The sequence below is a fragment of the Floridaenema aerugineum BLCC-F46 genome (genome assembly GCF_041929345.1).
Taxonomy (GTDB): domain Bacteria; phylum Cyanobacteriota; class Cyanobacteriia; order Cyanobacteriales; family Aerosakkonemataceae; genus Floridanema; species Floridanema aerugineum.
Genome location: NZ_JBHFNQ010000025.1, coordinates 1 through 25,883, shown reverse-complemented (window position 1 = coordinate 25,883; position 25,883 = coordinate 1). Strand labels below are relative to the sequence as shown.

The 25,883-nt window shown below is 41.8% G+C and carries 27 protein-coding genes; 20 read left to right on the top strand and 7 right to left on the bottom strand.

Annotated elements, in window-relative coordinates:
• The first annotated feature begins 135 nt into the window (after positions 1 to 135).
• Positions 136 to 810: a Uma2 family endonuclease gene (locus tag ACE1CC_RS02830; RefSeq protein ID WP_413268959.1), complete on the top strand. Its 675-nt coding sequence runs from the start codon at positions 136 to 138 to the stop codon at positions 808 to 810.
• 75 nt (positions 811 to 885) lie between these two features.
• On the opposite strand, the gene ACE1CC_RS02825 is transcribed toward ACE1CC_RS02830, so the two are convergent.
• From ACE1CC_RS02825 to cruF, 3 genes are all read right to left on the bottom strand, one after another.
• On the bottom strand, positions 886 to 1,668 hold the full coding sequence (locus ACE1CC_RS02825; protein WP_413268958.1) for a ZIP family metal transporter: 783 nt from the start codon (positions 1,666 to 1,668) through the stop codon (positions 886 to 888).
• A gap of 273 nt (positions 1,669 to 1,941) precedes the next feature.
• Positions 1,942 to 3,150 carry a 2'-O-glycosyltransferase CruG gene (gene cruG, locus ACE1CC_RS02820; RefSeq protein WP_413268957.1) on the bottom strand — a complete coding sequence of 403 codons (1,209 nt, stop codon included), beginning with the start codon at positions 3,148 to 3,150 and terminating at the stop codon, positions 1,942 to 1,944.
• Complete coding sequence (cruF, locus tag ACE1CC_RS02815; protein ID WP_413268956.1) at positions 3,147 to 4,088, bottom strand: gamma-carotene 1'-hydroxylase CruF; 942 nt, start codon at positions 4,086 to 4,088, stop codon at positions 3,147 to 3,149. The genes cruG and cruF overlap by 4 nt, the downstream gene beginning before the upstream one ends.
• A gap of 229 nt (positions 4,089 to 4,317) precedes the next feature.
• Between cruF and ACE1CC_RS02810 the strand changes: the two genes are divergently transcribed.
• A complete protein-coding gene (locus tag ACE1CC_RS02810) occupies positions 4,318 to 4,806 on the top strand; it encodes a hypothetical protein (RefSeq protein WP_413268955.1) in 489 nt (162 codons plus the stop codon).
• Positions 4,807 to 5,101: 295 nt separating this feature from the next.
• Here the strand turns inward: ACE1CC_RS02810 and ACE1CC_RS02805 are convergent, their stop codons facing one another.
• Positions 5,102 to 5,449: a DUF4870 domain-containing protein gene (locus tag ACE1CC_RS02805; RefSeq protein WP_413268954.1), complete on the bottom strand. Its 348-nt coding sequence runs from the start codon at positions 5,447 to 5,449 to the stop codon at positions 5,102 to 5,104.
• Positions 5,450 to 5,668: 219 nt separating this feature from the next.
• Between ACE1CC_RS02805 and prfC the strand changes: the two genes are divergently transcribed.
• From prfC to ACE1CC_RS02745, 12 genes are all read left to right on the top strand, one after another.
• Positions 5,669 to 7,297, top strand: a complete 1,629-nt coding sequence (gene prfC / locus ACE1CC_RS02800; protein WP_413268953.1) for a peptide chain release factor 3 — start codon at positions 5,669 to 5,671, stop codon at positions 7,295 to 7,297.
• 217 nt (positions 7,298 to 7,514) lie between these two features.
• Entirely contained in the window at positions 7,515 to 9,905 is a 2,391-nt protein-coding gene (locus ACE1CC_RS02795; RefSeq protein WP_413268952.1) for a M48 family metalloprotease, read from the top strand.
• Between the two features lie 332 nt (positions 9,906 to 10,237).
• Positions 10,238 to 10,396, top strand: coding sequence for a hypothetical protein (locus tag ACE1CC_RS02790; protein ID WP_413268951.1), 159 nt, complete (start codon positions 10,238 to 10,240; stop codon positions 10,394 to 10,396).
• Between the two features lie 147 nt (positions 10,397 to 10,543).
• Entirely contained in the window at positions 10,544 to 11,050 is a 507-nt protein-coding gene (locus ACE1CC_RS02785; protein ID WP_413268950.1) for an RNA recognition motif domain-containing protein, read from the top strand.
• Positions 11,051 to 11,334: 284 nt separating this feature from the next.
• Complete coding sequence (locus tag ACE1CC_RS02780) at positions 11,335 to 12,492, top strand: glycosyltransferase (RefSeq protein ID WP_413268949.1); 1,158 nt, start codon at positions 11,335 to 11,337, stop codon at positions 12,490 to 12,492.
• A 200-nt stretch (positions 12,493 to 12,692) separates the two neighbouring features.
• On the top strand, positions 12,693 to 13,424 hold the full coding sequence (locus ACE1CC_RS02775; RefSeq protein ID WP_413268948.1) for an undecaprenyl-phosphate galactose phosphotransferase family protein: 732 nt from the start codon (positions 12,693 to 12,695) through the stop codon (positions 13,422 to 13,424).
• A gap of 301 nt (positions 13,425 to 13,725) precedes the next feature.
• Entirely contained in the window at positions 13,726 to 14,805 is a 1,080-nt protein-coding gene (gmd, locus tag ACE1CC_RS02770) for a GDP-mannose 4,6-dehydratase (RefSeq protein WP_413268947.1), read from the top strand.
• 33 nt (positions 14,806 to 14,838) lie between these two features.
• On the top strand, positions 14,839 to 15,783 hold the full coding sequence (locus ACE1CC_RS02765; RefSeq protein WP_413268946.1) for a GDP-L-fucose synthase family protein: 945 nt from the start codon (positions 14,839 to 14,841) through the stop codon (positions 15,781 to 15,783).
• Between the two features lie 234 nt (positions 15,784 to 16,017).
• Complete coding sequence (locus ACE1CC_RS02760; protein ID WP_413268945.1) at positions 16,018 to 16,122, top strand: hypothetical protein; 105 nt, start codon at positions 16,018 to 16,020, stop codon at positions 16,120 to 16,122.
• 195 nt (positions 16,123 to 16,317) lie between these two features.
• A complete protein-coding gene (locus tag ACE1CC_RS02755) occupies positions 16,318 to 16,476 on the top strand; it encodes a ribbon-helix-helix domain-containing protein (RefSeq protein WP_413268944.1) in 159 nt (52 codons plus the stop codon).
• A 152-nt stretch (positions 16,477 to 16,628) separates the two neighbouring features.
• Positions 16,629 to 16,853 carry a type II toxin-antitoxin system HicB family antitoxin gene (locus ACE1CC_RS02750; RefSeq protein ID WP_459563787.1) on the top strand — a complete coding sequence of 75 codons (225 nt, stop codon included), beginning with the start codon at positions 16,629 to 16,631 and terminating at the stop codon, positions 16,851 to 16,853.
• Positions 16,853 to 17,092 carry a type II toxin-antitoxin system HicA family toxin gene (locus tag ACE1CC_RS02745; RefSeq protein WP_413268942.1) on the top strand — a complete coding sequence of 80 codons (240 nt, stop codon included), beginning with the start codon at positions 16,853 to 16,855 and terminating at the stop codon, positions 17,090 to 17,092. Before ACE1CC_RS02750 ends, ACE1CC_RS02745 begins: the two co-directional genes overlap by 1 nt.
• A 421-nt stretch (positions 17,093 to 17,513) precedes the next feature.
• Here ACE1CC_RS02745 and ACE1CC_RS02740 read toward each other — a convergent pair whose 3' ends face one another.
• Positions 17,514 to 18,803, bottom strand: a complete 1,290-nt coding sequence (locus ACE1CC_RS02740) for a Glu/Leu/Phe/Val family dehydrogenase (RefSeq protein WP_413268941.1) — start codon at positions 18,801 to 18,803, stop codon at positions 17,514 to 17,516.
• 470 nt (positions 18,804 to 19,273) lie between these two features.
• On the opposite strand from ACE1CC_RS02740, the gene ACE1CC_RS02735 reads away from it, so the two are divergent.
• A complete protein-coding gene (locus ACE1CC_RS02735) occupies positions 19,274 to 20,092 on the top strand; it encodes a fumarylacetoacetate hydrolase family protein (RefSeq protein WP_413268940.1) in 819 nt (272 codons plus the stop codon).
• On the opposite strand, the gene ACE1CC_RS02730 is transcribed toward ACE1CC_RS02735, so the two are convergent.
• The gene (locus ACE1CC_RS02730; protein WP_413268939.1) at positions 20,089 to 20,586 is read right to left on the bottom strand and encodes a Tic20 family protein; all 498 of its coding nucleotides are present in this window, start codon (positions 20,584 to 20,586) and stop codon (positions 20,089 to 20,091) included. The two genes, ACE1CC_RS02735 and ACE1CC_RS02730, sit on opposite strands and share 4 nt — an antisense overlap.
• Before the next feature lie 130 nt (positions 20,587 to 20,716).
• Positions 20,717 to 20,914 (bottom strand): hypothetical protein, encoded by a 198-nt coding sequence (locus ACE1CC_RS02725; RefSeq protein ID WP_413268938.1) that lies wholly within the window; start codon positions 20,912 to 20,914, stop codon positions 20,717 to 20,719.
• 273 nt (positions 20,915 to 21,187) lie between these two features.
• Here ACE1CC_RS02725 and glyA point away from each other — a divergent pair, with 273 nt between their 5' ends.
• From glyA to aroQ, 5 genes are all read left to right on the top strand, one after another.
• Positions 21,188 to 22,471 (top strand): serine hydroxymethyltransferase, encoded by a 1,284-nt coding sequence (gene glyA / locus ACE1CC_RS02720; protein ID WP_413268937.1) that lies wholly within the window; start codon positions 21,188 to 21,190, stop codon positions 22,469 to 22,471.
• A gap of 113 nt (positions 22,472 to 22,584) precedes the next feature.
• Positions 22,585 to 23,658 carry a glycosyltransferase family 4 protein gene (locus ACE1CC_RS02715; RefSeq protein ID WP_413268936.1) on the top strand — a complete coding sequence of 358 codons (1,074 nt, stop codon included), beginning with the start codon at positions 22,585 to 22,587 and terminating at the stop codon, positions 23,656 to 23,658.
• 7 nt (positions 23,659 to 23,665) lie between these two features.
• Positions 23,666 to 24,919 carry a competence/damage-inducible protein A gene (locus tag ACE1CC_RS02710; protein WP_413268935.1) on the top strand — a complete coding sequence of 418 codons (1,254 nt, stop codon included), beginning with the start codon at positions 23,666 to 23,668 and terminating at the stop codon, positions 24,917 to 24,919.
• 218 nt (positions 24,920 to 25,137) lie between these two features.
• Positions 25,138 to 25,275 carry a hypothetical protein gene (locus ACE1CC_RS02705; protein WP_413266907.1) on the top strand — a complete coding sequence of 46 codons (138 nt, stop codon included), beginning with the start codon at positions 25,138 to 25,140 and terminating at the stop codon, positions 25,273 to 25,275.
• Between the two features lie 28 nt (positions 25,276 to 25,303).
• Positions 25,304 to 25,750 (top strand): type II 3-dehydroquinate dehydratase, encoded by a 447-nt coding sequence (gene aroQ / locus ACE1CC_RS02700; protein ID WP_413268934.1) that lies wholly within the window; start codon positions 25,304 to 25,306, stop codon positions 25,748 to 25,750.
• Positions 25,751 to 25,883 lie beyond the last annotated feature (133 nt).

Sequence of the window (25,883 nt, the reverse complement as noted above, 5' to 3'; positions counted from 1 at the left end):
TTTTTTTTTTTTTTTTAATTAAATTATTTTTTTGTTTTTTTTGTTTCTATTCCCCTCCTTTCTTGTCTTACCCCCAACAACGTACTTTTTTGAATACCTTAAAATAAAATCAGTCAGCAAAAGGAGACATCAAAAATGGCTGTGACTCAAAAGCTAATTGTTCCGCCTTTGGAAGGAGGCGATCGCCTTTCCCGCGATGAGTTTGAACGCAGATATGCCGCATCTTCTCACATTAAAAAAGCTGAACTGATTGAAGGAGTAGTTTACATGGCAGCAGCTGTTCGCGCCAAGAGTCACGGTCAACCACATGGCAGAATTATTACATGGTTGGGTGTTTATGAAGCAGCAACCTCCGGTGTTAGTTTGTTTGACAATAGTACGGTTAGATTAGATGAAAATAATGAACCTCAACCTGATGCTTTTCTGCGAATTGAAATAGGTGGAAATTCTCGCGTTACAGATGATGATTATATCGAAGGTGCGCCAGAATTAATAGTAGAAATTGCTGCTAGTAGTGCGTCTTATGATTTACATGATAAAAAGCAAGCTTATCAGCGAAATGGAGTACGAGAATATTTAGTTTGGCAAGTTTTCGAGCAAAAATTAGATTGGTTTCAGTTAGAAAACGGTAACTATATATTATTGCAACCTGATGAAAATGGTGTAATAAAAAGTCAGGTATTTCCGGGACTTTGGTTAGCAGTCAATGAATTATTATCAGGGAATATGGCAACAGTTTTAACAGTGTTACAAGAAGGATTAAACTCACCTGAATATGCGGAATTTTTCAAAAATTTATCATCACGGTAATAAATTATTAAACAGAAATCAATAGTGAAAATCCCTTCTTCTTCCTTCGTATCTTGGTGGTAAAAAAATTATTTTTCACCCCAAAACCACATCTAAAAGCATCATTAACACAAAACCTAACATTAACCCGATCGTTCCCTGTTTTTCATAACCCAAACGGTGAGATTCAGGAATAATTTCATCACTAATTACAAATAACATTGCACCCGCAGCAAAAGACAGTCCCCAAGGAATTAAAGGTTTAGCTAAAGAAACTACACCAGCACCAATTAAACCGCCAAAAGGTTCCACTAAACCAGTAAGTAATACAATCCATAAAGCATATAATTTTGAGTATCTTTCCGCAATTAAAGATAAAGCAACTACCATACCTTCGGGGATATTTTGTAAACCAATTCCCGCTGCTAAAGTTAATCCTTGACTGACTTCGCCGCTAGCAAAACCTACTCCTACGGCTAAACCTTCGGGGAAGTTGTGAAGTGCGATCGCCAAAATAAACAACCAAACTCGCGCTAAATTACTCGGCTGATTTCCTTCAGAACCTTTAATAAAGTGTTCGTGGGGAAAATTGCGATGAGTAAACCATAAAAAAGCCCCACCTAATAAAATTCCGATCGCCACAATTAAAGCAGCAGTCACATTATTTCCCGTTGCAGAAGTAGCAGCTTCAATCCCAGGAATAATCAAAGAAAAAGAGGTAGCAGCTAACATTACTCCTGCCCCAAATCCTAACATTACTCCTTGAACTTTCTCAGTAACTCGCTTAATAAAAAAAATGGGCAATGCGCCAATTGTTGTTGCTAAACCAGCACCTAAACTGCCCAAAAGTCCGTATACAACTGAAGGATTGTTCCACATAATAGCCAAAGTAATTAGAAAGGGGACTGGGGACGAGGAGGTGGGGAGGTGACTGAGATCTTACACCTGCGATTCTAGCCCGCCCAGAAATCAATTTCCGGGCTAAGAGCTTGATTAAATCCTAGTTTTCAGTCCTCTTTAGAGGACTTTCGCTATTAGCCTGCGAATTGATTCGCAGGCGGACTTTGGGACTGGTGCAAGATCTAAGTAGGGAGAGTTTTGAGTTTTGAGTTTTAAGTTTTGAGTTAATAAACTTCCCCATCTCCCCTATCCCTATGCCTTCTGCATTTTGGCATAACTTCTTCCGCGCCATTGGGTAGGCGTATACAGTGAGGATAGTAAAATTCGCAAAAAGGCTAAGGGATCTGCTAGGGGGGAAAGCCAAAAAGTCCAATTAGATTTGCTATTTGTACGATCGTAAGATGGCGCGATCGCAAACAACAAAGCAAACCTAATCGCTAACAAAAATAAATTCAACCGCAACAACAGCACCAAGGGAAAAGCAGAAAAGGAGAAAAAGGGAGAAATTAACAAATAGGTGAAAACTATTAATAAAGGCAAAGCTTGCACACTCAACAACAGCCATAAATCACCCAATATTTGTGTAAAAGAAGCAGCATCTTTTAAATCTAAACTTCTGCCCCATTCTGTCCAAGTTTGCGCCATCCCTTCATACATTCGGACTTTAATAACTTTCGCCCCATCTAAAAAGCCGACTTTATAACCTTGAACAGCAGCATAACGGGCTAAAGTTACATCATCACAAAAAGAACTTCGGGCGCTAGTGTAACCGCCCAAAGCAGCTAAAACCGATCGCTTACACAAAAAACATTGCCCATTTGCCATTACCCTTTCTGGGCTTTGATTATTCGTTCCTGCTGGATCGAATCTGTACAATAAAGTCATTAAAAGCGCAGGTTGTAGCCACCACTCCCCCGGATATTGCAGAATAAACTGGGGAGAAAGAGAGACTAAATCATAACCTTGCGCTTCGGCAGTTTTGACTAAACTTGCTACTAATCCTGGTTGAGGTTGAGTATCCGCGTCAATGCCTAAAATCCAATCACTTTGCTCTGAACTGTACAGAAAACCATTGTGTAAAGCCCAAGGTCTACCTACCCAATCTTCGGGTAAAGGATCGTCATTAATTAACCGAAATCTAGGGTCTTTTTTCTGAATTTCTTTGACTAAATCAGGGGTAGCATCCTGAGAGTAACTATCGACAACAATAATTTCTCTCACTTCGTAACTTTGACGACTTAACCCAGCTAAACAGGGAGAAATACGCTTTGCTTCGTTGAGGGTGGGAACTACCACACTGACTGCGCCGACCTGATCCGGTGTCGGCGAAAGTGGGGAAAGGGGAGGTTGACGAAATGGCCCTTTAAAAAGGCGGGAAAGCAGAATAAATGTTGCTGGTACTTGTAACAGTAACAACGCAAAACAAACAGCACCCGCCACGATCGACAAATCTTGATTCACTTGATTCCTACTTTTACCGCCGCCACTGGAATTTCGGTTTTAATGGTAGCTGATTCTTCAGTAGCAATTAAAGCTTTGCCGTTAGGTGCTAACTGATAAAGTGCCAATGTGGGAATCACGCCTACCAATACGCCCAGTAAAACTGGAATCCCAAAACCAGAACCCAAGCTTAACACGGCAGCATAACCGAAGTTGCTCACATAAATAGCTAAGGGGAAAACTAGTTGATTTTTAGTGAAGTTGCTAGTTAAGTTTTGCTTTCCTGCGCCAAACTTGAAGTTCCAGAAAATTGCGGCTACGCTCATGAACAAAAAGCTAGTTCCATACCATCCGGCATAGTTTTGGTAAGGTGTACCAAAGAATGCTCCAGCTTGTTCCCAATACCAGAAAGGTACGATCGTTTGACTCATCGCTGGTTCTAGGGCAAAATCCCAAGAGGTGAATAATAAAGCACCAATAGCGATCGCACCAATTTGACGTATCCAGTTGGGGTTTTCTGCTAATCTGATTCCAGCACGAGCGATCGCATAACAAACAATCCCCATGTAAAACCAAGAAATCGGAATCGTAAACGGCACTAAACCAGCAATTTTATACCCCAACCCGTTCAGGTAATGATAATCACCAAAAGGAAATCCGGTACTGGTTCCTAACAATTCACTGCTTACAGAAATCAGCATTGCCGGAAACATAAAGCTTAAAGTAGGCCAAACTCCCCAGGTACGATAAGCATATATAGATACTGCGATCGCTCCCAGAATGATGTTAACCACCCCACCCCAAGCCATACTCAACCCAAAAACGGCTTGTCCTGCATCTGGTAAACTAGCAATCAGTTCTGGACGCGGTAAAACGTACAGCAGCCCTGCCCATCCAAAAATCATCGATAAAATATGTCCAGCCAGACAAAAGCGCTCGACTATAACAAGTTGCTTCATAAAGACTCCTCTAGATAGGTGACACTCGGAAAGCGCTTCTTAATAGTTTACAAATGTTTACTAAAATTTACTCATAAGATTATGAGTTTCTGCAACTAGTGCCAGAAAGCTGAAGGAAATTAGAGAGGTCAGGGCTACAGCTTGCCATTTTCGCGGGACAATGGTATTGCGGCAATGTCCCGCTCCAGAGCTAGCCTTTGTTCAACTCGGCGGGAAGACTCTATATTATATGCAGAAGGTCAAAACTTCTCCTGTGCTATCCCTATTACTGCTCTTTTTCACCTACATGATTTTAGGTTGGGCGCTGTATACAAACACCATTCGATGGGGTTTATGTAATGGCGAATTATTTGGGGTAACATTTTCTTTTAAATGTAAATGGTGGGTGCTGATCTTAACGGGAGCTTTAATTCTACTGTTAGCTGAAACTCTCGCTGCGCCCCTTTCCAACTTGAGAAAAATTTTATCTTTGACTTTTCAATCTGACACAAGAGCTTTTATCGCATTAATTTGCTTAGCTTTTTTTATATCAGTATTAATAATTTGGATTAATTTTGTTGCTTATATGGTTCTTCTGGTTGCCAGCGCCCTGCGAGCTAGACTAGATATGGCAATGATTGGGTTTAAAGACTGGCAAGCTTTTTTTAGTTTATCTGTTGTTTCTCTATCTGGCTTTCTACTAGGGTGGATTGCACCAAATATTGCTTTATCCCTGTAGGCTAAATCTAGATCCTCCAGATCCCCGACTTCACAGAAGAAGTCGGGGATCTGGAGGATCTAGACAGCCTGGACAGTAAAATTCTAGATTAGCGATCGCAACAGACACTAGATAAATCGTCACAAACCACGCTTTCCCCAGCCCAGAATTTACAGACACTAGAAGATAAGCGTTTAACTGTCCTGAAAGCCCTACCGCTACTAAGCCGTAGGGTTATTTTATCACAAAAAAGTCGTAGGGGCGATTCATGAATCGCCCCTACCCCAGTCCCCAGTCCCCAGTCCCCAGTCCCATTCTACAATAAACGGAAAATAAACGGATAACGGTAGGGTTGTTCAGTATTACTCAGGCAATGAAGAATGGCTAAAATTGGCACTACCACGTTGACAATTTGTAGAATGCCTAACAGCAGGAAACCGATTAAAATCAAAGTCAGAACCCCAAAGATGATGCCATAAAGCCAAACATTCAGGTGAAAATTCAGAGCTTCTTTAGCATTATCTTTTACAACTGGGTCATCCGATACAAATAAAATTGCGATCGGGATACCAATAGAAATCCCTAAAAGGCTGAAGAAAATTGAACCATGAGACAATGCAGAAAGTAACTTGCGTTTGTCCATGTCGTATGTTTTATCGTACATTTAAGTACCCCCTGATCTAGTCAGGTCTAAGCTTAATTTGAAGTTATCATATCCATTAAACAGCTTGACAGAAGAAATTACCGTACCAATTTTGCGGGATCTCAACCATCCTAGTTGTCAGCAATAAACCAGAATATTTTTGATTATCTCGCTATCCTAGTCATGATAATTTGCTAAACTTAAGGTTTGCCCAACTGTAATTTCTGACCACCAGCCAGCATGACAACAGAACTTCAACCAGAACTCCAAACAGCTGTCGAACAGCGTCGCAACTTTGCGATTATCTCTCACCCAGACGCAGGTAAAACCACTCTAACAGAAAAACTGTTACTTTACGGAGGTGCGATTCACGAAGCAGGTGCAGTGAAAGCGCGTCGGGCACAACGGAAGGCGACTTCTGACTGGATGGAGATGGAACAACAACGGGGTATTTCCATCACTTCGACGGTGTTGCAGTTTGCTTATCACGATTGTCAAATTAATTTGTTGGATACACCCGGACACCAAGATTTTAGTGAAGATACCTATCGGACTTTAGCTGCTGCCGATAATGCTGTAATGTTAATCGATGCTGCTAAAGGTTTGGAGCCGCAAACACGGAAACTTTTTGAAGTTTGTCGGATGCGAAGTTTACCTATTTTTACCTTTGTCAATAAGTTAGACCGTCCGGGAAGAGAACCTTTAGAATTACTTGATGAAATTGAAAAAGAATTAGGTTTACAAACTTATGCGGTAAACTGGCCTATAGGAATGGGCGATCGCTTTAAAGGCGTATTCGACAGACAAAAACAACAAATCCACCTGTTTGAACGTACAGCACATGGTAGCAAAGAAGCCAAAGATACGATCGTAAATTTGGGCGATCCTAGAATTGAGGATTTATTAGAAAAAGACCTTTACTATCAACTAAAAGAAGATATAGAAGTTCTCCAAGAATTAGGTCTAGACTTGGATTTAGAGGCTGTTCACGCAGGTCAAATGACACCCATATTTTTTGGCAGTGCCATGACTAATTTTGGCGTAGAACTGTTTTTAAATAACTTTTTGCAATATGCTTTAAAACCTGGTTCTCGTAATAGCACTAACGGGGAAATTCCGCCAACTTATCCAGAGTTTTCGGGATTCGTGTTTAAGCTACAAGCTAATATGGACCCGAAACACCGGGATAGAGTTGCTTTTGTCCGGGTTTGTACCGGAAAATTTGAAAAAGATATGGTCGTAAATCATGCGCGTAGTGGAAAAACTGTACGCCTTTCTCGACCACAAAAATTATTTGCCCAAGATAGAGAATCTATTGAAGAAGCATACCCTGGAGATGTGATCGGTTTGAATAATCCGGGCGTGTTTGCGATCGGTGATACCATCTACACAGGTCAGAAATTAGAATACGAAGGTATTCCTTGTTTTTCTCCCGAATTATTCGCTTATTTAAGAAATCCCAACCCTTCTAAATTTAAACAATTCCGCAAAGGAGTTTCCGAACTGCGGGAAGAAGGCGCAGTCCAAATTATGTACTCCGTTGATGAAGCAAAACGCGACCCAATTTTAGCCGCAGTCGGTCAATTACAATTAGAAGTTGTGCAATTCCGATTGTTAAATGAATATGGCGTAGAAACTACCCTAGATTATTTACCTTATAATCTAGCTCGTTGGGTAGCAGGTGGTTGGGAAGCCTTAGAAAAAGTCGGGCGTTTATTTAATACAATCACCGTGAAAGATAGCTGGGGAAGACCCGTACTTTTGTTTAAAAATGAGTGGAATTTACAACAAGTAATTGGCGATCATCCCTCACTAAAATTAAATAACACTGCGCCAGTAGTTGCCGGACAAGAACCGGAATCATTATGACGCAAAAGGACAGAAAGCAGCAGTATTGATGTAAAAAATGTCACTAAACATTTACAAAGAAGATTGTAGAGACGTTTCATGAAACGTCTCTACAACAGTGCTTTCTGCCAAAAGCCATTTGAATGTTTCTTTTTCTAACTATATCTGCTTAACTGATAGCTAAAGGCTAAAATCTGGGTATCTTGGGAAAAGCCGGGTAAACGAGTAAAGTTAAACTATGGCATCTGTTCCTGAATCTCCTTTAGAAGCTGGATTAACGGCTTTAAAACAAAAAGATTATCTATCTGCGATCGCCCATTTAGAAAGCGTCTGCCAAAATGAACTCAATGAAATCATTCTCCTGAAAGCACAGATGGGTTTGGTGGCTGCTTACGAAGGTGTGAATGAAGTAGAAAAAGCATTTAATTTAACACAGCAATTAAGTGAAAGTACTAACTCAAAAGTACAAGACTGGGCGGTAAAAATGTTGGATTATCTTCAGGAAAATTACCCCCAACAAATCAAACCAAAAACTCCGTCAATTCCGCAAAATTCTAACAGCGGTTTTGTTCCTTTAGATCAATTACCGCCTCCTTCAACACAAAGAATATCTGCAAATTTACCAAATCCAACTCCTAAGTCCCCTGCAAATCCTTCGACTGGTTTTACACCAATTGAACCAAGTCAAAAATCAGAATCATCACCAACTAGAGAATCTGCGGTACAGCCAAATAAACCACAAAAAACTCCTGTAAATCCTGTTGCTAAAAGTGAGATTCGCGATCGTCAATCAGTCAATTCCAATCAGCAAGAAGAAGTAAATGTTCCTCCTTATCAACCAGAATGGAAACTAGCAGGAAGAGCAAAAAAATGGCAGAAATTGCCAGTAAATATTGGTTTTAGATTCGATATAACGCAGCTTTGGGGAGTGCAGGTACTTAGCGCGATCGCCATCACCATTCCCTTATTTTGGGTAATCAGTAATACCGCTTCATTCCTGCTCGGCAAAATTAATGATATTTTCCTGAAACTAAGGGTTTATTACCTTGATGAAAGCGATCCTTATGGCCCGCTTCGCTATGTTACACCCATCACAGTTATTATTATTATAGGTCTAATTGTAGGAACTCCTTGGCTGATTGATATACTGCTAAAATCGCTCGGCGGTTTAGAACCATTACCTTTAACAAGTATTGGTGAAACAAGTCCAGAAGCATCCAGAGTAATGCAACGGATTTGTCGAGAAAGAAAATTAGGCATACCCCAATTGTTTGTTTTACCTGATAGTACCCCCTTAGTTTTTACTTACGGAAATTCCCGAATCAATGCGCGAATCGTTGTCAGTCAGGGATTACTCGAACAACTAACAGATGACGAAATAGCTGTTATTTATGCGACTCAATTAGGGCATCTTGTTTACTGGGATTTTGCCTTAATGTCTTGGGGAGTTTTAGTTAGTTTATTACCTTACGTTGTCTATTATCAATTCAGTCAATCTGCTGAGGATAGTGAGAATGGGATAGTGCGGTTTATTGGTGGTGCGATCGCAGCTTTAGCTTACGGGTTATATTGGTGTTTTCGCTGGCCTATTTTGTGGCTGTCTAGAGCTAGAATTAACTTTAGCGATCGGCTAGCCTGCGAAATTACCGGAAATCCCAACGCCCTCACTCGCGCCTTACTAAAAATCTGCATTGGCATTGCCGAAAACATTCAAAAACAAAGAGAAACTAGCTATTTATTAGAAAGTTTTTCCCCATTAAACATCGTCGGAACTCAGCAAGCAATGACTTTTGGTAGTCTGTATCCGCTGACTCCCTTAGAACCCATTTTAACTTGGGATTACCTCAATCCTTATCGACGTTGGCTAACAATTAATAACTCCCATCTTCTCTTAGGAGAAAGGTTGCGAATCTTAAATCGTTATGCTCAATACTGGAAGCTAGAAACTGAGCTAAACTTTCCTAATGAACCTGCACCAAGAGGCAAAGTTTTTCAGCTTTTACTACAAGGATTACCTTATTTGGGAATCTTTTTAGGTTTAGCTTTGGGCGGTACACTTTGGCTAATTGGCGGAATCAGTAATCGACTCAAACTAAAGCAAGTATTACTAGACTGGATGTGGGGAGATTGGTCACTAATTTATGGTTGTCTTTTAATAGGCATTAGTTTAGGCATTTTATTCCGACTTAATGCTTTTTTTCCCGATCGCAAAACCCCATCCCAAAAACAATCTCCCAGCCTACCTCAACTCTTAACTAACCCTGCCACACTGCCAATTGATACACAACCAATTACCTGGGAAGGAAAACTTTTAGGTCACTACGGCGTAAGTAACTGGCTGTGTCAAGACCTAATTTTACAAACTGCCACAGGCTTAATTAAATTACATCACTTCTCTTGGTTTGGCCCTTTAGGAAACCTATTCTCTCAACCGCGTCCTAGCGAAATGGTAAACCGTAACGTCACCATTACAGGTTGGTTCCATCGTGGCGCTACCCCTTGGCTAGATGTGAGAACTTTACGCACCCAAACAGGCACAACCATTTACAGCAGCCACCCAACCTGGTCTTTTATTCTGGCATTAGCAGCTGCCCTCTGGGGTGCTTACATAATTTATCAAGGCGGTTAGGAGGAATTGTAAAGAAAAGTTGCGAAACCCGAAAAAAAAAGTTACATTTATTTACAGGAACTTCTAAACCAAAGACTTGACTCAAGTAGTCCTATTGATTAGTTTGACATTGCTTGAAAGCCTTGGTATCAGGATTTCCTCCTCCCAACACAGCAAGCTGAACCAGCCGATAAGCATAGGCTGGTTTTTGTTTGCTACATTTTAAGCACATAGCCCAAGATGCAGGTACAATTTGAAACAGTGCCTATTAAAAGGATGAGAGTTCTGGGTAACTGCGTTTCACCTGTGGGAGATCCAAAATTAGAGCGGAAATCTATCCACAGAACTGGTTAGTGATCGTTGGTCGTGATACCTTAATGAATGGCGTTAACATCTTAGAAAAGCAACATCCGAGCCAAACATCCGATCATCAGATGTGTGATGTAGACTTCTATGCTGCAAAGTTAGGTGTAAAATTTTGGGCACCGAATGGGAAACCAAGCGTTTTTTGACGTGGTGAGCTATTTAATGGTAATTGGCCAGAGAAACACAGAAGTAGTTTTGTGTGAGCATTTGTCAATCCAGTTTCTCCTCAACCAGCAATATAGGAGCGCTGACAAGCAAGTTTGTTTGAACCAAAGTCTGGAGGGATTTTTAATATGTCAATTCGTCTGTATGTAGGCAATTTGCCGAAAGAAGAAATCGATCGCCAAGAATTACAAGCCGTTTTTGCTGAAGCTGGTAGCAATATTTCTACCAAAGTCATTAAAGACCGGAAAACTGGAAAATGTCGCGGTTTTGGTTTCGTCACCGTCCAAAATGATGAACAAGCCGATGAAATCATTGGCAAGTTTAACGGTTTTGTGTTTAAAGACAGTGCTTTAAAAATCGAAAAGGCACTACCTCGCACCAAAGGTCAAAGTGACGAGGACGCAGCACCCCAACAACAACCAACAGTTAGCAGCACTCCCAGACCAAATACCAATAATGCTGGTGGTGGTTCTGGTGAAGGTAAACGTAAGAATAAAAAGTCGCGTCGTCCCTCTGGCGGCGGCAATACGCAGACTTATAGTTCTAACAATGATGCTGTCCAACCCGATCCACGCTGGGCTTCCGCATTGGAAGAACTCAAGCAGCGTTTGGCTGCACAAACCACAAATCCTTAATTTGCTCCCGACTCCGTAAGGAGTCGGTTATTACATCGCTCTAAGGACTTGTTGGTTCGACGATCTGGCTGTGGAAGAATTGCTCCGTAACCGATTACTGGATACATTTTTCTTTAGCCCTGGTTTCGGGTGCCCGAATTTATCAATAAAACTCTAAATAGATGAACAGATTCTCTCTGCTCATCTATTTCTTGTTATCACTATCCCCCGCTTTCGGAGTTATGAGTTCTAAGTTTTAAGTTAACTCAAAACTCAAAACTCAAAATTCAAAACTATTACTTAAAATGACTAACAACTTAACTTATGCCCTTGTCCATGAATGGTTGACACCCAAAGCTACTGGGGGTTCAGAGCTAGTTGTTAAAGAAATTTTGAAGTATATTGATGCCGATCTTTATGCCTTAATTGATTTTGAATCGACAAATCCAGAAAGTTATTTATTTGGGCGTTCTATAGGTAAGACTTTTTTACAAAATTTCCCGTTGGCGAGAAATGGGGTACAGAAATATTTGCCTTTTTTACCTTTGGCGATCGAACAATTAGACCTAAGAAACTACGATATTATTCTTTCTTCTTCCCACACCGTCGCTAAAGGAGTAATCACCACTCCCCAACAATTACATATTTGCTACTGTCACGCCACAATGCGTTTTGCTTGGGATTTAACTTTTGATTACCTAGCTAACAGCTTTATGGGGCAAGGTATTCCAGGAATGATGACACGCTATTTGCTGCATAGACTACGCCAGTGGGATGTTCTTGCGGCAAATCGAGTAGATTACTTTATTGCTAATTCACAGCATACAGCCAGCCGAATTTGGCGTTATTATCGCCGGAAAGCAGAAGTGATTTATCCGCCTGTAAATATCGATCGCTTCTCCTACCAAACCAAAAAAGAAGATTATTATTTGATAGTCTCCCGCCTAGTTAGTTACAAAAAAGTCAGTTTAATTATTCAAGCCTTCAATCAGCTAGGACTACCGTTAATCGTAATTGGTACCGGGCCCCAATTGCCAAAAATGCGCCAACTAGCCCAGCCTAATGTCCAAATTTTGGGTTTTCAGCCAGATGAGGTAGTAGAAAAGTATCTGGCTAATGCTAAAGCCTTTGTATACGCTGCATTCGAGGATTTTGGCATTGCTCCCGTAGAAGCGCAAGCTTGCGGTACACCAGTTATTGCTTTTGGCACAGGAGGTACTTCCGAAACAGTGCGAGATATTCGCCAACATCCTGATACCGGAACTGGGATCTTGTTTGCCGAACAATCAGTCACAGCAATAATAGACGCAGTTAAGACCTTTATTGCTTATGAAGGCAAGTTTAATCCCGAAGTAGCGCGAGATCAAGCCGCTAACTTCTCCCCAGACATCTTTAAACAGCGTTATTTGGGATATGTCGATCGTTGTTGTAGCCGAAGGCAAAAGGCTCCAAGAAAGTTTTGAGTTTTGTAGGGGCAATTCATGAATTGCCCCTACAGAGTTTTCTTGCCCCCCTGCCCCCCTGCCCCTCTGCCCCTCTGCTCCCCTGCCCCCCTGCCCCCCTGCCCCCCTGCCCCCCTGCCCCCCTGCCCCCTATTTCCCATTTCCTAGTCTTAGCTTTATGATGTGGACTGTGTGTGGTGTGAAGTAGTGTAAGGAGTACAATGACTGCCGAAAGCCCTTTTGTCTCCCCCAGATTATTTCGGGGGTTGAGGAAGCTTAGTTTCCAGCCACTCCGGCTCGAAGGCGAAAACCGAAATCTATCTGTAAAGATTTTCTCTCGGGATCTTGCCCAGCGCAGCTTTGATATTGTTTTTTCTCTCGCCGTATTGATTTTGTTTGCGCCCGTCTACCTGCTTTTGGCTTTGTTGATAGCCATCATTTCCCCGGGGCCAATTTTTTATCTTCAGACACGCATTGGTAAAAATCACCGACCTTTTAAGTGTATAAAATTTCGCACTATGGTTACTAATGCCGATGAAGTTTTGCAAGATATGTTAGCCAGACACCCAGAACTTCGCCAAGAGTATGCAGATAATTTCAAACTAAAAAATGACCCAAGAATTACCTGGATTGGTAAATTTTTGCGAGTCACCAGTTTAGATGAATTTCCGCAATTCTTGAATGTTTTAAAAGGAGAAATGAGTGTCGTCGGGCCAAGACCGCTAGTACCTGATGAACTGTTTATGTATGGGAGATATATCGATAAGGTATTGACTATAAAACCAGGAATTACAGGGATTTGGCAAGTTTCTGGACGGAATGATATTCCTTACGATCGCCGAGTCAAAATTGATGTTTACTATGTCAATAACCGCAATCTTCTGTTAGATTTATGGGTGATTTTCAAAACCATTGGTGTAGTGCTGTTTCCTACAAATAACGGTGCTTACTGAAAAATTAGTTGAGCTTTGTTCGACCGTAGAGGCTAGCTTAAAAGTGAAAGGGGAAAGGTTAAAATATTCTTTTTTCCCCTTCGCTCAAGTTTACCTGTAAGTAGGGGTAGAATAAGTAATTATTTTTCACCCATTTTTACGTAAAAGCTCTGAAGCTTAATGGCTAATCTATGAAAATTTAAGGAATTTGCAAAAAATTTGCAAATTTTACACATAGACTTGTTAATCTGCTCACAGAGTTTGGGTTAACTTAAGTGAAGGAGTGAAAAACCATCAGATAAAGTTCAAGGAAATAAAGAAGATGACTAACAGAAAGCGGGCGCTACTCACTGGTATTACTGGTCAAGATGGTTCTTATTTAAGTGAATTCTTACTGGAACAGGGTTATGAAGTTCACGGAGTCATTCGCCGGACTTCCACGTTTAACACCGATCGCATCGATCATATCTATGTAGATCCACACAATGAGTCAGCGCGGTTATTTCTGCACTACGGCGACTTAACTGATGGCGTGACCCTACGCCGCATTTTAGAAGAAGTCCAGCCAGTAGAAATTTTTAACTTGGGAGCACAATCCCACGTCCGCGTCAGCTTTGACTCTCCTGAGTATACAGTTGACAGCGTGGCAATGGGAACCTTGCGCCTGCTAGAAGCGATTCGGGACTACCAACATCGGACAGGGATTCAAGTTCGCTTTTATCAAGCTGGTTCTTCGGAAATGTTTGGTAAAGTACAGGAAATTCCCCAAAAAGAAACTACGCCTTTTTATCCCAGAAGCCCTTATGCTTGCGCTAAAGTGTATGGTCACTGGCAAACTGTGAACTATCGTGAATCTTACGGTTTGTTTGCTTGTAATGGAATTTTGTTTAACCATGAAAGTCCCCGTCGTGGTGAAACCTTTGTAACACGCAAAATTACACGGGCGATCGCACGCATTGTAGCTGGAAAACAAAAGAAAATCTACTTAGGTAATCTCGACTCTAAACGGGACTGGGGCTACGCTAAAGATTATGTCAGAGCTATGTGGTTGATGTTGCAACAAGACCAACCAGATGATTATGTAATTGCTACTGGAGAAACTCACTCAATCAAAGAGTTTTTAGATTTAGCATTTGGCTTTGTCAATTTAGATTGGCAGAAATATGTAGAATTTGATGAACGTTATCTGCGTCCTGCGGAAGTAGATATCCTGATTGGCGATCCTACTAAAGCTAAACAAAAATTAGGTTGGGAACCTTCCGTAACTTTCCCAGAATTGGTAGAGATAATGGTAGAAGCAGATTTGCAAGCTTTAGGTTTGGAATTACCAAACGGTCATTCACATAAAGCAGCACCAGATATCGCTACCGTTCGCCAAGATGCAGTTGCGATGATTGAGTAAGCATTTTCAGCCCCGACAGCAGAGGTCAACATTATGACAGAATTAGATTTGAAAGATAAGCGGATTTTGGTCACTGGCGGGGCAGGCTTTTTAGGCCGCCAAGTGGTGCAAAAATTAACACAAGCTGGTGCAGATCCACAAAAGATTACAGTGCCAAGATCTCGTGATTACGATTTGCGATCGCTAGAAGCTTGTCAAAGAGCAGTCGATCAACAAGATATCGTTATTCACCTAGCCGCGCACGTTGGCGGGATTGGTTTAAATCTAATTAAACCAGCCGAATTGTTTTATGACAATTTAATGATGGGTACGCAATTAATTCATGCCGCCTATCAAGCTGGAGTCCAAAAATTTGTCTGTGTCGGCACAATTTGTGCTTACCCTAAATTCACCCCCGTACCATTCAAAGAAGACGACATTTGGAATGGTTATCCTGAAGAAACTAATGCACCTTATGGCATTGCCAAAAAAGCTTTATTAGTGCAACTTCAGTCTTATCGGCAACAGTATGGGTTTAACGGTATTTACTTATTACCTGTGAATTTGTACGGCCCTGAAGATAATTTTGATCCGGTAAGTTCCCACGTAATTCCAGCTTTAGTTCGCAAAGTTTACGAAGCCCAACAACGGGGAGATAAAGAATTACCAGTTTGGGGTGATGGTAGCCCTAGCCGGGAATTTCTCTACTCCGAAGATGCGGCACAAGGTATTGTTATGGGAACGCAATTCTTTAACGAACCTGACCCCGTAAACCTGGGAACTGGTTATGAAATTACCATTCGTGACCTCGTAGAATTAATCTGTGAATTAATGGGATTTCAAGGCGAAATTGTCTGGCAAACTGACAAACCAAACGGTCAACCACGCCGTTGTTTAGATGTGGAACGGGCGAAGCAATCTTTTGGTTTTGAAGCGCAAACAGATTTCCGTGAAGGGTTGAAAAAGACGATCGATTGGTATCGTCAACACGCTGAATAATTGTAGGCGAATTTGAAAAGAGCGATCGCATTTTTTCGAGAAAGTGCGATCGCTCTTTTGTACGTTGTTGCGCTTCAGCGCTAAAGCATTTTTGGGCGATCGCACTTGCAATTTTTATCTCTTTATCATATTATGTATATGTGGGAAAATATGCGCTCATATATACTAAATTTTCAACCCAAAAAATCAGCCTTTCAAACAACCCACCCCCAAGACAAATCCCATCAACAATGATTGGCAAAACCCTCAATAGTCGCTACTATTGCATTTAGCCCGGATGCACAGATTCTCGTTAGTGGTAGTGCTGACACAACAATCAAAATTTGGCAGCGGGAGTAAGATAGCCAAATTAGCAGCAGATGATGTACCGGATGTCGCAGATAGACAATTAATTTAAAAACGCAAAACTAAACCAGAAAAATAAAAATATGAAAGCCTACGAATTTCCAGCCTAAATCACAGCCGAAGGTAAACTGGAATTAGCCGACGCAGAAAGCAAATTTATGTCTGCTAAAATACGCAAGCAAATTTACATTGAACCTCATCTTTGAAAAGCAACTGAAAGAGATCGCCAAAAAAACCAGAATAAGCGAAGCAGAAATTATTCGTCAAGCGATCGATGTGCATATCACTTCGATTCCAGTGTCGCAAACAAATTTAGCTGCAAATGGAAGCAGAGAAAGAATTTATTAACAGCATCAAAAACCGCAATACCCTACCGGGAGGAAGAGATTGGCGACGGGAAGATCTCTATGAAAGGTAAAATTTTGCTCGATACTAACATTCTCGTCTATATTTATAATATTTGAATTATGGGAAATTATTAATTCAGGAAATTTATCGTGATCAGACAAATCAAAATCATTGTTGAAAAACATGAGGATGGCTACATCGCTTATCCCCTTGGCATTAAAGGAGTGGTAGTTGGAGAAGGCGACACCTACGAAGAAGCTTTAGCTGATGTTAAATCTGCTATCCGCTGCCATATCGAAATATTTGGCAACTCAGTTCTTGCAGAAGAATCTCCCGTTATTGAGGCTTTTGTTGCAGAAACAGAGGTAGCTATCTAATGGATAAATTTCCTGTGGATGTTCCCAAAGCTAAAGTTATTCGGACATTGGAATTACTCGGCTTTGTGATTCTGCGAGAACGGGAACATATTGTGATGGTGCGACAAAATCCTGATGCAACAAGTACGCCATTAACTATGCCGAATCATTCCCAAATTAAAGGCTCAACACTTAGATCTATTTGTACCCAATCAGGTATTTCGCGAGAGGAATTTTTAACCGCATATCAACAAACCTAAAATTAGTCTCTCTTATTCGCAAAAATAATAGGTAAACCTATTGACTAGGTTGATTTTTTTATGCTATGATGATTTGGACGAGGAAGAATTATTTGGCAAGATTTATTTGGCAAATATTTCGATTATTTAAATGATACAGCAAAAACGGAAGGAAGTAAAGAACGATCGCCCCTTTTTCTCTTTCCTTCCCTAGTGATGAATAACATAATGTATTTTGACTTGCCTTAAATGTGAAAATTAGAATTAAGACCAAGAGAAGATATTTAAGATTTTTTTAACCGCAAAGGGCGCAAAGCACGCGAAGAAAGAGAAGAAAGAGAAGAAAGAGTTTGAGAAGAAAAAACGATCGCACCTTCCACACAAAAAAGTGCGATCGCAAAAGCTCATTCACCTGAATTTAAAACTCAAAAAACCAAGAATTTTAAGGATACAAACCCCTATCTGCCAAAGCTTGAGCCACACGACCCACACCCAAAGTATAAGCCGCAACTCGCAGCGGAACTTGCCGCATCTTCGACTCTCGAATAACTTGATGGTAAGCATGAACCATCAAATTTTCCATTTCTTTGTTCACCCTTTCTTCATCCCAAAAAACGTAAGAAAGTCCTTGTACCCATTCCAAATAACTAACTACCACACCGCCAGCATTAGCTAAAATATCTGGGAGCACAGTTACACCACGATTTTCTAAAGCTCGATCGGCTACTAAAGTAACAGGGCCATTAGCAGCTTCTACCACAATTTCTGCTTGCACTTCATCGACATTATCTTCAGTAATTTGATTTTCCAAAGCTGCGGGAATTAACACATCGCAAGGTAAGGCTAATAATTCAGCATTAGTAACCGCTTTTGCACCCGGAAAACCAACTACACTGCGATGATTTTGCAAAGAATAAGCTTTTAAAGCTGGAATATCCAAACCTTCACGATCGAAAACTCCCCCAGTAGCATCGGAAACAGCAATTACTTTCGCACCCTCTTCATGCAGCAACACCGCCGCCGCACCACCAACATTACCAAAACCCTGAATAACTACTGTTGCACCCGCCAAGCTTCTCCCCCGTTCCGCCATTGCTTCCCGGACAATAATCATTACACCCCGTCCGGTTGCCATTTCCCGTCCTCTAGAACCACCAATGGAAATAGGTTTACCAGTGACTACTCCAGGTACAGCATGACCTACATTCATTGAGTAAGTGTCCATCATCCACGCCATTTCCCTCGCAGATGTACCAACGTCCGGCGCAGGAATGTCAATAGCAGGGCCAATATCTTTAATTAACTCGCTAGTATAACGCCGAGTAATACGCTCCAATTCCCCAACACTGTAGCGTGCGGGGTCAAGCGCAATTCCGCCTTTTGCACCACCGTAAGGAATACCGACTAAAGCACACTTCCAAGTCATCAGCATCGCCAAAGCTGATACTTCGCGCAATGTGACATCTGGATGGTAACGAGTGCCGCCTTTGTATGGCCCCAAAACATCGCAGTGTTGCACCCGATGTCCTGCTAACACTTCCACTCGACCATTATCCAACTTCACAGGAATGGAAACCGTGACTACTTTGCGGGGATGACTTAACACTTCCAGTAAACCTTGATCCAAATGTAACTCTTTTGCCGCTTGTTCTAAGTAACTGCAAGCTTGGTCAAAGGGACAGATATGAGCAGGAGATGGAGCTTCTAGAGGTCGTAATGATGAGGAAACCATAAGTATTTATTCCTAATTATGTATCGCAGCGAACTATGTATCTATCCGTAGACTAACCTAAGATTTTGGAAAAAAAGAGAAAAATGTAGTTTTTGTTACAAAATTTTAGAGTGATTGATGGTAAGTAAAATGGGGGAGAAAATTCCCTAAAGGTAAAGTTGTAGATTTTGGCTCTTAGCTGGGAAAATGAGACGTAGCAGTGTCAAAATCTGAACTACTGGCTGATGATGGTACTGAGCCAAGCTTTGGGTATTGTGTTCGCCGATCTTGAAGAAAGCGCTCAGCCCTACTTTGTTCAAATCCACTTCAGATTGTTGTAAAAAAATAGTCAATAGTTGTGTGTTTGGGTGTTACTCTGCACAACAGCAAAAGTAAAAGGCAAAGAGAATCAGAAAACTATTACTCTGAGGATTTCCATTTTTGCCTGATGGCTTTTGAAATTTGACTTTCTGAGGATATCTATCATCACTATGGCGAAACGGTACGTCCGTGTTCAAACTTCCAAAGGACAGATTTACTACGGGTTATTACAATTAAACCGCAGTGTGATTGTTCTAGATGCACCACCTTGGTTACAAGGTCAACCAACTGATACCCAGTTAGATCCAGACAGTTATCAGCTTTTGGCTCCTTGTGCGCCTTCAAAGGTGGTAGCTGTGGGGAAAAATTATGTGAAACACGCAGCGGAAATGGAGTCAGAAGTTCCGAAAGAACCTTTGATTTTTCTGAAGCCGTCAACTGCGGTTATTCCAGCGGAGACAGAAATTTGGTATCCACCGCAAACGCAAAGGATGGATTATGAAGGGGAGTTAGCTTTAATTATTGGCGATCGCACCATAGATTGCACCCCACAACAAGCACAAGCCAAAATCTGGGGTTACACCATCGCTAACGACGTAACAGCAAGGGATTTACAAAAGCGAGACAATCAATGGACAAGAGCCAAAGGATTTGACACCTTCTGTCCTTTAGGCCCTTGGATTGTGCGAGAATTGACTCCTGGTGCTCGGTTGCAGACCTTTGTCAACGATAATCCACAGCCTGTACAATCGGCTTCTGTGGAGGAAATGGTTTTTAGTCCCGATCGATTAGTATCTTACATTTCCCAAATCATGACTTTACTACCTGGAGATGTGGTTTTAACTGGTACTCCAGCGGGAATTGGGCCGTTACAAGTAGGCGATCGCGTCCGTGTCGAAATTGAAGGAATTGGTTACTTAACTAATACAGTAATCCAAAGACCTGTAATCAATTCCATTAATGTTTCTGAAACCCACAAAAACAACTAACGGACTTGCATATAAACAGCTTCAGAAATTGTTGGAATCTCAGCATAACGTCCCATCAGGGTTTGGATTACTGAGTAGAAAAATGCTGCCACAACTCCTAAAAAGATTGTGGTCATAAGAGTTTGCATCGCAAAGGAAGTAGTACCTAAAACAGGAGCTAAAATGTACCCAAGAATTAAACCGCACAGAGATAGCACAATTCCAATCAGAATTGCCTGCATTGTATTAAACCGAATAAAATGAGGTACTTTTTCGTTCCTCACCACCAAAAAATACAATCCTAAAAACAGAATTAGTGAACCGAAACCAAAAAAAGAACTGTTGATTATTCCATAAATTTGTAACAGCGGTAGCAGTGGCAAAATAAGTATTCTTAAGCTAGGAAATTGACTAAAAAAAGCTCCACTAAAACTTAAACCATCCATCAATGGTAAAAGATAGGGTAAGCTAGCAAAAATGCGATCGGCAACCGTTGTAGTACCCCGCCAACTCATCTGAGAATTCTCCTGCGCTAAACGTGCATATAAGTTCAGGATAGCGCAGTTACCTACATCAACGCCGAGATTACCTGCGAGAAAGCTAGAGGTGCAGTTGTACTCTTCCCTAACCCCTAACCCCTAACCCCTATTGAATATTTGCCACCCGAAAACCCATTTGACACTGATACTGATCGGGTTGATTTTCCGAAAGTTTGCGAACTGCTTGACCACAACAAAGGTGATCGCCTCTCCAGCGAGGTTGACCACTGCGATCGGCTAGTAAACAGCTTTGACAGACTGTTTGCAAAGCAATAACTTGATCTTCCATCAAAATAACTAGCATTTGGCAACTCCAGCGATCCCCATCTGCACTGAATATATTTTATGTCAAGTTTTTTGCCAGAAAGTGTGGAAACATACAGACCTTAACAACTCGCAGCATAAATTTAACTAATCTAAATGTAGGGGTAATTCATGAATTACCCCTACATTTAGATGTTCTGGGGCAACTACCAATTACCAAAGAATTCCCTAAACCTGTCTTAGTCCCGATCGAACAGCGCTATGATCGAGTACGCATTGAATTCATAATGGAAATTTTCTGGGAATTTACTTCGTGGCACAATCTAACTTAGAATTTTTAGCTCAATCCGATCCCTTGGTTGCAGAATTAATTCAGAAAGAACTCCAGCGCCAACGCGATCACTTAGAATTAATTGCCAGTGAAAACTTTACCTCGGCTGCTGTGTTAGCAGCGCAAGGTTCAGTTTTAACTAATAAATACGCCGAAGGTTTACCTGGTAAGCGTTACTACGGTGGGTGTGAATACATCGACCAAATTGAGCAAATCGCCATTGACCGAGCAAAACAACTGTTTGGTGCGGCTCATGCTAACGTTCAACCCCATTCTGGCGCTCAAGCAAATTTTGCTGTATTTCTGTCTTTGCTGCAACCTGGTGACGCATTTATGGGGATGGATTTGTCTCACGGGGGACACCTGACTCATGGTTCACCAGTCAACGTATCAGGAAAATGGTTTAAAGTTTCTCATTATGGCGTAAGTCGGGAAACTGAGCAGTTAGACTATGACCAAATTTTAGACTTAGCTAAACAACATCGTCCGAAATTAATTATTTGCGGTTATTCGGCTTATCCGCGCATTATTGAATTTGACAAATTCCGGGAAATTGCGGATGCAGTGGGCGCTTATTTAGTCGCAGATATTGCTCACATTGCCGGATTGGTAGTTACCGGACATCATCCTAACCCAATTCCTTACTGTGATGTTGTCACCACCACGACTCACAAAACTTTGCGCGGACCTAGAGGTGGTTTAATTATGACTCGTGACCCAGAACTAGGTAAACAGTTGGATAAATCTGTGTTTCCTGGTACTCAAGGTGGACCATTGGAGCACGTCATTTCGGCGAAAGCAGTTGCTTTTGGGGAAGCTTTAAAACCTGAATTTAAGACATATTCGGGACAGGTAATTGAAAATGCCAAGGCGATGGCTAATCAATTAGTGAATCGGGGCTTTAAGATTGTTTCTGGTGGGACAGATAACCACTTGATGTTGGTGGATTTAAGATCGATCGGCATGACTGGCAAACGTGCAGATCAATTAGTCAGCGGTGTGAATATTACTGCTAATAAAAATACAGTTCCGTTTGATACTGAATCACCTTTTGTTACTAGTGGTTTAAGGTTGGGTTCACCTGCAATGACGACAAGAGGAATGGGAACTGCTGAATTTACAGAAATTGCCGATATAATTGCCGATCGATTGCTAAATCCAGAAGATGAAGCAATCGCTCAGGATTGTCGCTTGCGGGTAGCATCGTTATGCGATCGCTTCCCCTTGTACCCTCACCTCTCGATTCCAGTACCAGCAATGGTTTAAAAGCAGAAAAGGGTCGCTAATTCTGCTTTGGGGACAAATCCCTGGAACCGTGAAGCTCTGAAATGTAGTAGACTCTGCCTGACGCTTGTTTGTCGAACTCCTACTGATTTCAGATGCCTTACTTGTACCATCTGATTGCCTTTCTAGTCTCCGCTTTTGTTGTCCTCGGGACTACGCCAATTGTCAAAAAATTTGGCCTGAAAAGCGGATTATTTGACGTACCAGATAAACGTAAAGTTCATCAACGCCCGATGGTACGCTTAGGTGGCGTTTCCATCTTTCTTGGTACTCTAGCTGCGCTTCTAGTCGTTTGGTGGTCTGGAGGCTTTGTAGATGCAAAAGGCGCAATCCTACCTCCTAGTGAAGAATACGAAATTTGGGGAGTCACTCTTGGGGGTCTAGCTTTCTTCCTGATCGGTTTGGCAGATGACTTATTTGGTTTATCTGCTTTTACCCGACTGCTAGTGGAAGTAATTGTGGCTAGTTTAGCTTGGAAAGCTGGTGTTCAAATCGCTTTCCTCTCTATGCCCCTGATCGGTTTGGTGAATTTGCCTCCCTGGATTAGTTTAATTATCACTGTGATTTGGTTGGTGGGCATGGTCAATGCTACCAATTGGATCGATGGGTTAGATGGATTAGCGGCTGGCGTTTCGGCAATTGCAGCAGTGGTAATGTTGATTGTGTGTCTATTTATGGGACAACCAGCCGCAGCATTAATTGCCGCTGCCCTCGCAGGCGGATTAATCGGCTTTTTGCGCTATAACTTTAACCCAGCCCAAATTTTTATGGGTGATGGGGGGGCTTATTTTGTGGGCTTTACTCTGGCTGGCGTAGGAGTAATTGGCTTAGTGAAAACTACGGCTGTAACTTCTGTGGTGTTGCCTTATTTAATCTTGGCGGTACCGATTCTGGATATGTCAGCGGTAATTGTCGATCGCTTGCGCCGAGGTAAGTCGCCGTTTAAACCTGATAAACGCCATTTACATCATCGGTTACTAGAAGTCGGTTTATCCCATCGGATGACGGTGGTATTTATCTATTCTCTGACTGTTTGGGCTGGTAGTCTGGCGCTGGCTTTTGCTGGTATACCTTTTGGCAAAATTTATGCGCTAGGTGCGACGTTGCTGCTAATTTATTCGTCGGGGAAAGTGTGGCAACAGGTCGCCAGAATGAAGAAGGAGGGGTGAAAAAAGCATGGCTGCGGAAATTATTTGTGTGGGAACTGAGTTATTGCTGGGAGATATTTTAAATACGAATGCCCAGTATTTGGCACAGCAGTTGGCTGATTTGGGAATTCCTCATTACTACCAAACGGTGGTAGGAGATAATCCAGAACGGTTAAAACAAGTAATAGCTATTGCTAGCGATCGATCGCAAATCCTCATCTTCACAGGCGGCTTGGGCCCAACTCCTGATGATTTGACTACAGAAACGATCGCAGACTTTTTCGGCAGTCCTTTAGAGGAAAAACCGGAAATCATCGCCGATATTACCCAAAAATACGCCCGTCGCGGTCGAGAAATGACCCCCAGTAACCGCAAGCAAGCCCTAATTCCCCAGGGTGCAGATATTCTACCTAACCGTTTGGGCACCGCACCCGGTATGATTTGGCAACCTCGCCCCAATCTAACAATTTTCACTTTTCCCGGCGTGCCCTTGGAAATGCGGCAAATGTGGCAAGAAACGGTTGTACCCTTTCTCAAAAGTCAAGGTTGGGGAAAGGAAATTATTTACAGTCGTCATTTAAGATTTTGGGGAATTGCTGAATCTGCTTTGGCGGAAAAAGTGTATCATTTACTCAACCTGCCCAACCCAACCGTTGCTCCTTATGCTAGTAAGGGAGAGGTAAAGTTGCGAGTTTCAGCAAAAGCGGCATCTGCCCAAGAAGCCGATCGCTTAATTCAACCAGTAGAGGCGGAAATTCGCCAAATTGCAGGTTTAAACTATTTTGGCGCTGATGACGATTCTTTGGCTTCGGTGGTTGGTAAGTTGCTAATTGAAAAAGGGGAAACTCTTTCTGTGGCTGAATCCTGCACTGGTGGCGGTTTGGGAAGTATGTTGACTAATATTCCTGGCAGTTCCGCTTATTTTATGGGCGGTGTGATTTCCTACGATAACCAAGTGAAAATTTCGCTGTTGGGTGTAAGTGCAGAAGATTTGGCGCAAGTGGGAGCGGTGAGTGATATCGTAGCTAAACAAATGGCTGTGGGTGTGCGAGATCGCCTGAACACTACTTGGGGACTGAGTATTACTGGCATCGCAGGGCCAGGTGGGGGAACAGAAACAAAGCCCGTCGGTCTAGTTTATATTGGGTTAGCAGGGCCAAATGATTTAGTGCAGAGCTTTGAACATCGCTTTAATTCCCTGCAAGACCGTGCTTTAATTCGTCATATCAGTGCTTGTACTGCGATCGACCACCTGCGACGGCAACTTTTGTCCACAAATTGAGAAATTATTAATAAACCTTAATCTAATTGAAATATTGGTTATCATGAAAGAAACCGCTTAAAACAGAATTTACCTATTTTTTCTTAGGTAAGCAGAATTTAGTATAGTTGTATACTGAAAGCTATCTGGTTTTGAGCAGATAAATACACAGTTAACACCGTGTCTTCCCTGGCATCGAGCCAAAGACTAAATATAGTATAGAAGGAGTCATCGGTTCAATGGACTTAATAGAGGAACTACTGGAAACATTGAAAGAATGGGCGCGTAAAATCATGGATTTGGTTCTAGGGCCCCAAGCAGAACCAGAACCGGAACCGATTCCCATTCCAGTAGAAGAACCATATCGTCGTCGTTAATCCTTATAAAAGTCAAAAGTCTAGACATTTGCAAGAACTTAGTATATTGGTACTACACGGCCCCAACCTGAATCTCCTGGGAAAACGTGAACCAGGAGTTTATGGGACTGTAACTTTGGATGAAATTAACCAGCTGTTGGAACGAGAAGCAGAAGCGTTGCAGGTGAAAATTTCGCCTTTGCAGTCTAATCATGAAGGCGCGTTGGTTGATGCGATTCATGCTGCAATGGGGCAGCATCAAGGGTTGTTAATTAATGCTGGGGCTTACACGCATACTAGTGTGGCGATTCGAGATGCGATCGCAGCCGTAGCAATTCCAACGGTTGAGGTTCATTTAAGTAACATTTACAAACGGGAAGAATTTCGCCATCATTCTTATATTGCGCCAGTATCAATTGGACAGATTAGTGGTTTTGGTGCCCAAAGTTACTGGCTGGGATTAATTGCGTTAGTGAATCATTTAAAAAAGTCATAAACTCAAGGTACGTTGTTGGGGGTGAACGGCCCTTGTGCCCAAAAGCCAAAAACCCAAAAACAAAAAATATTAAATAAATTTTTTTTTAAAAAAAAAAAATATTTTTATATAATTTGTAAACCACAAAAAAAAA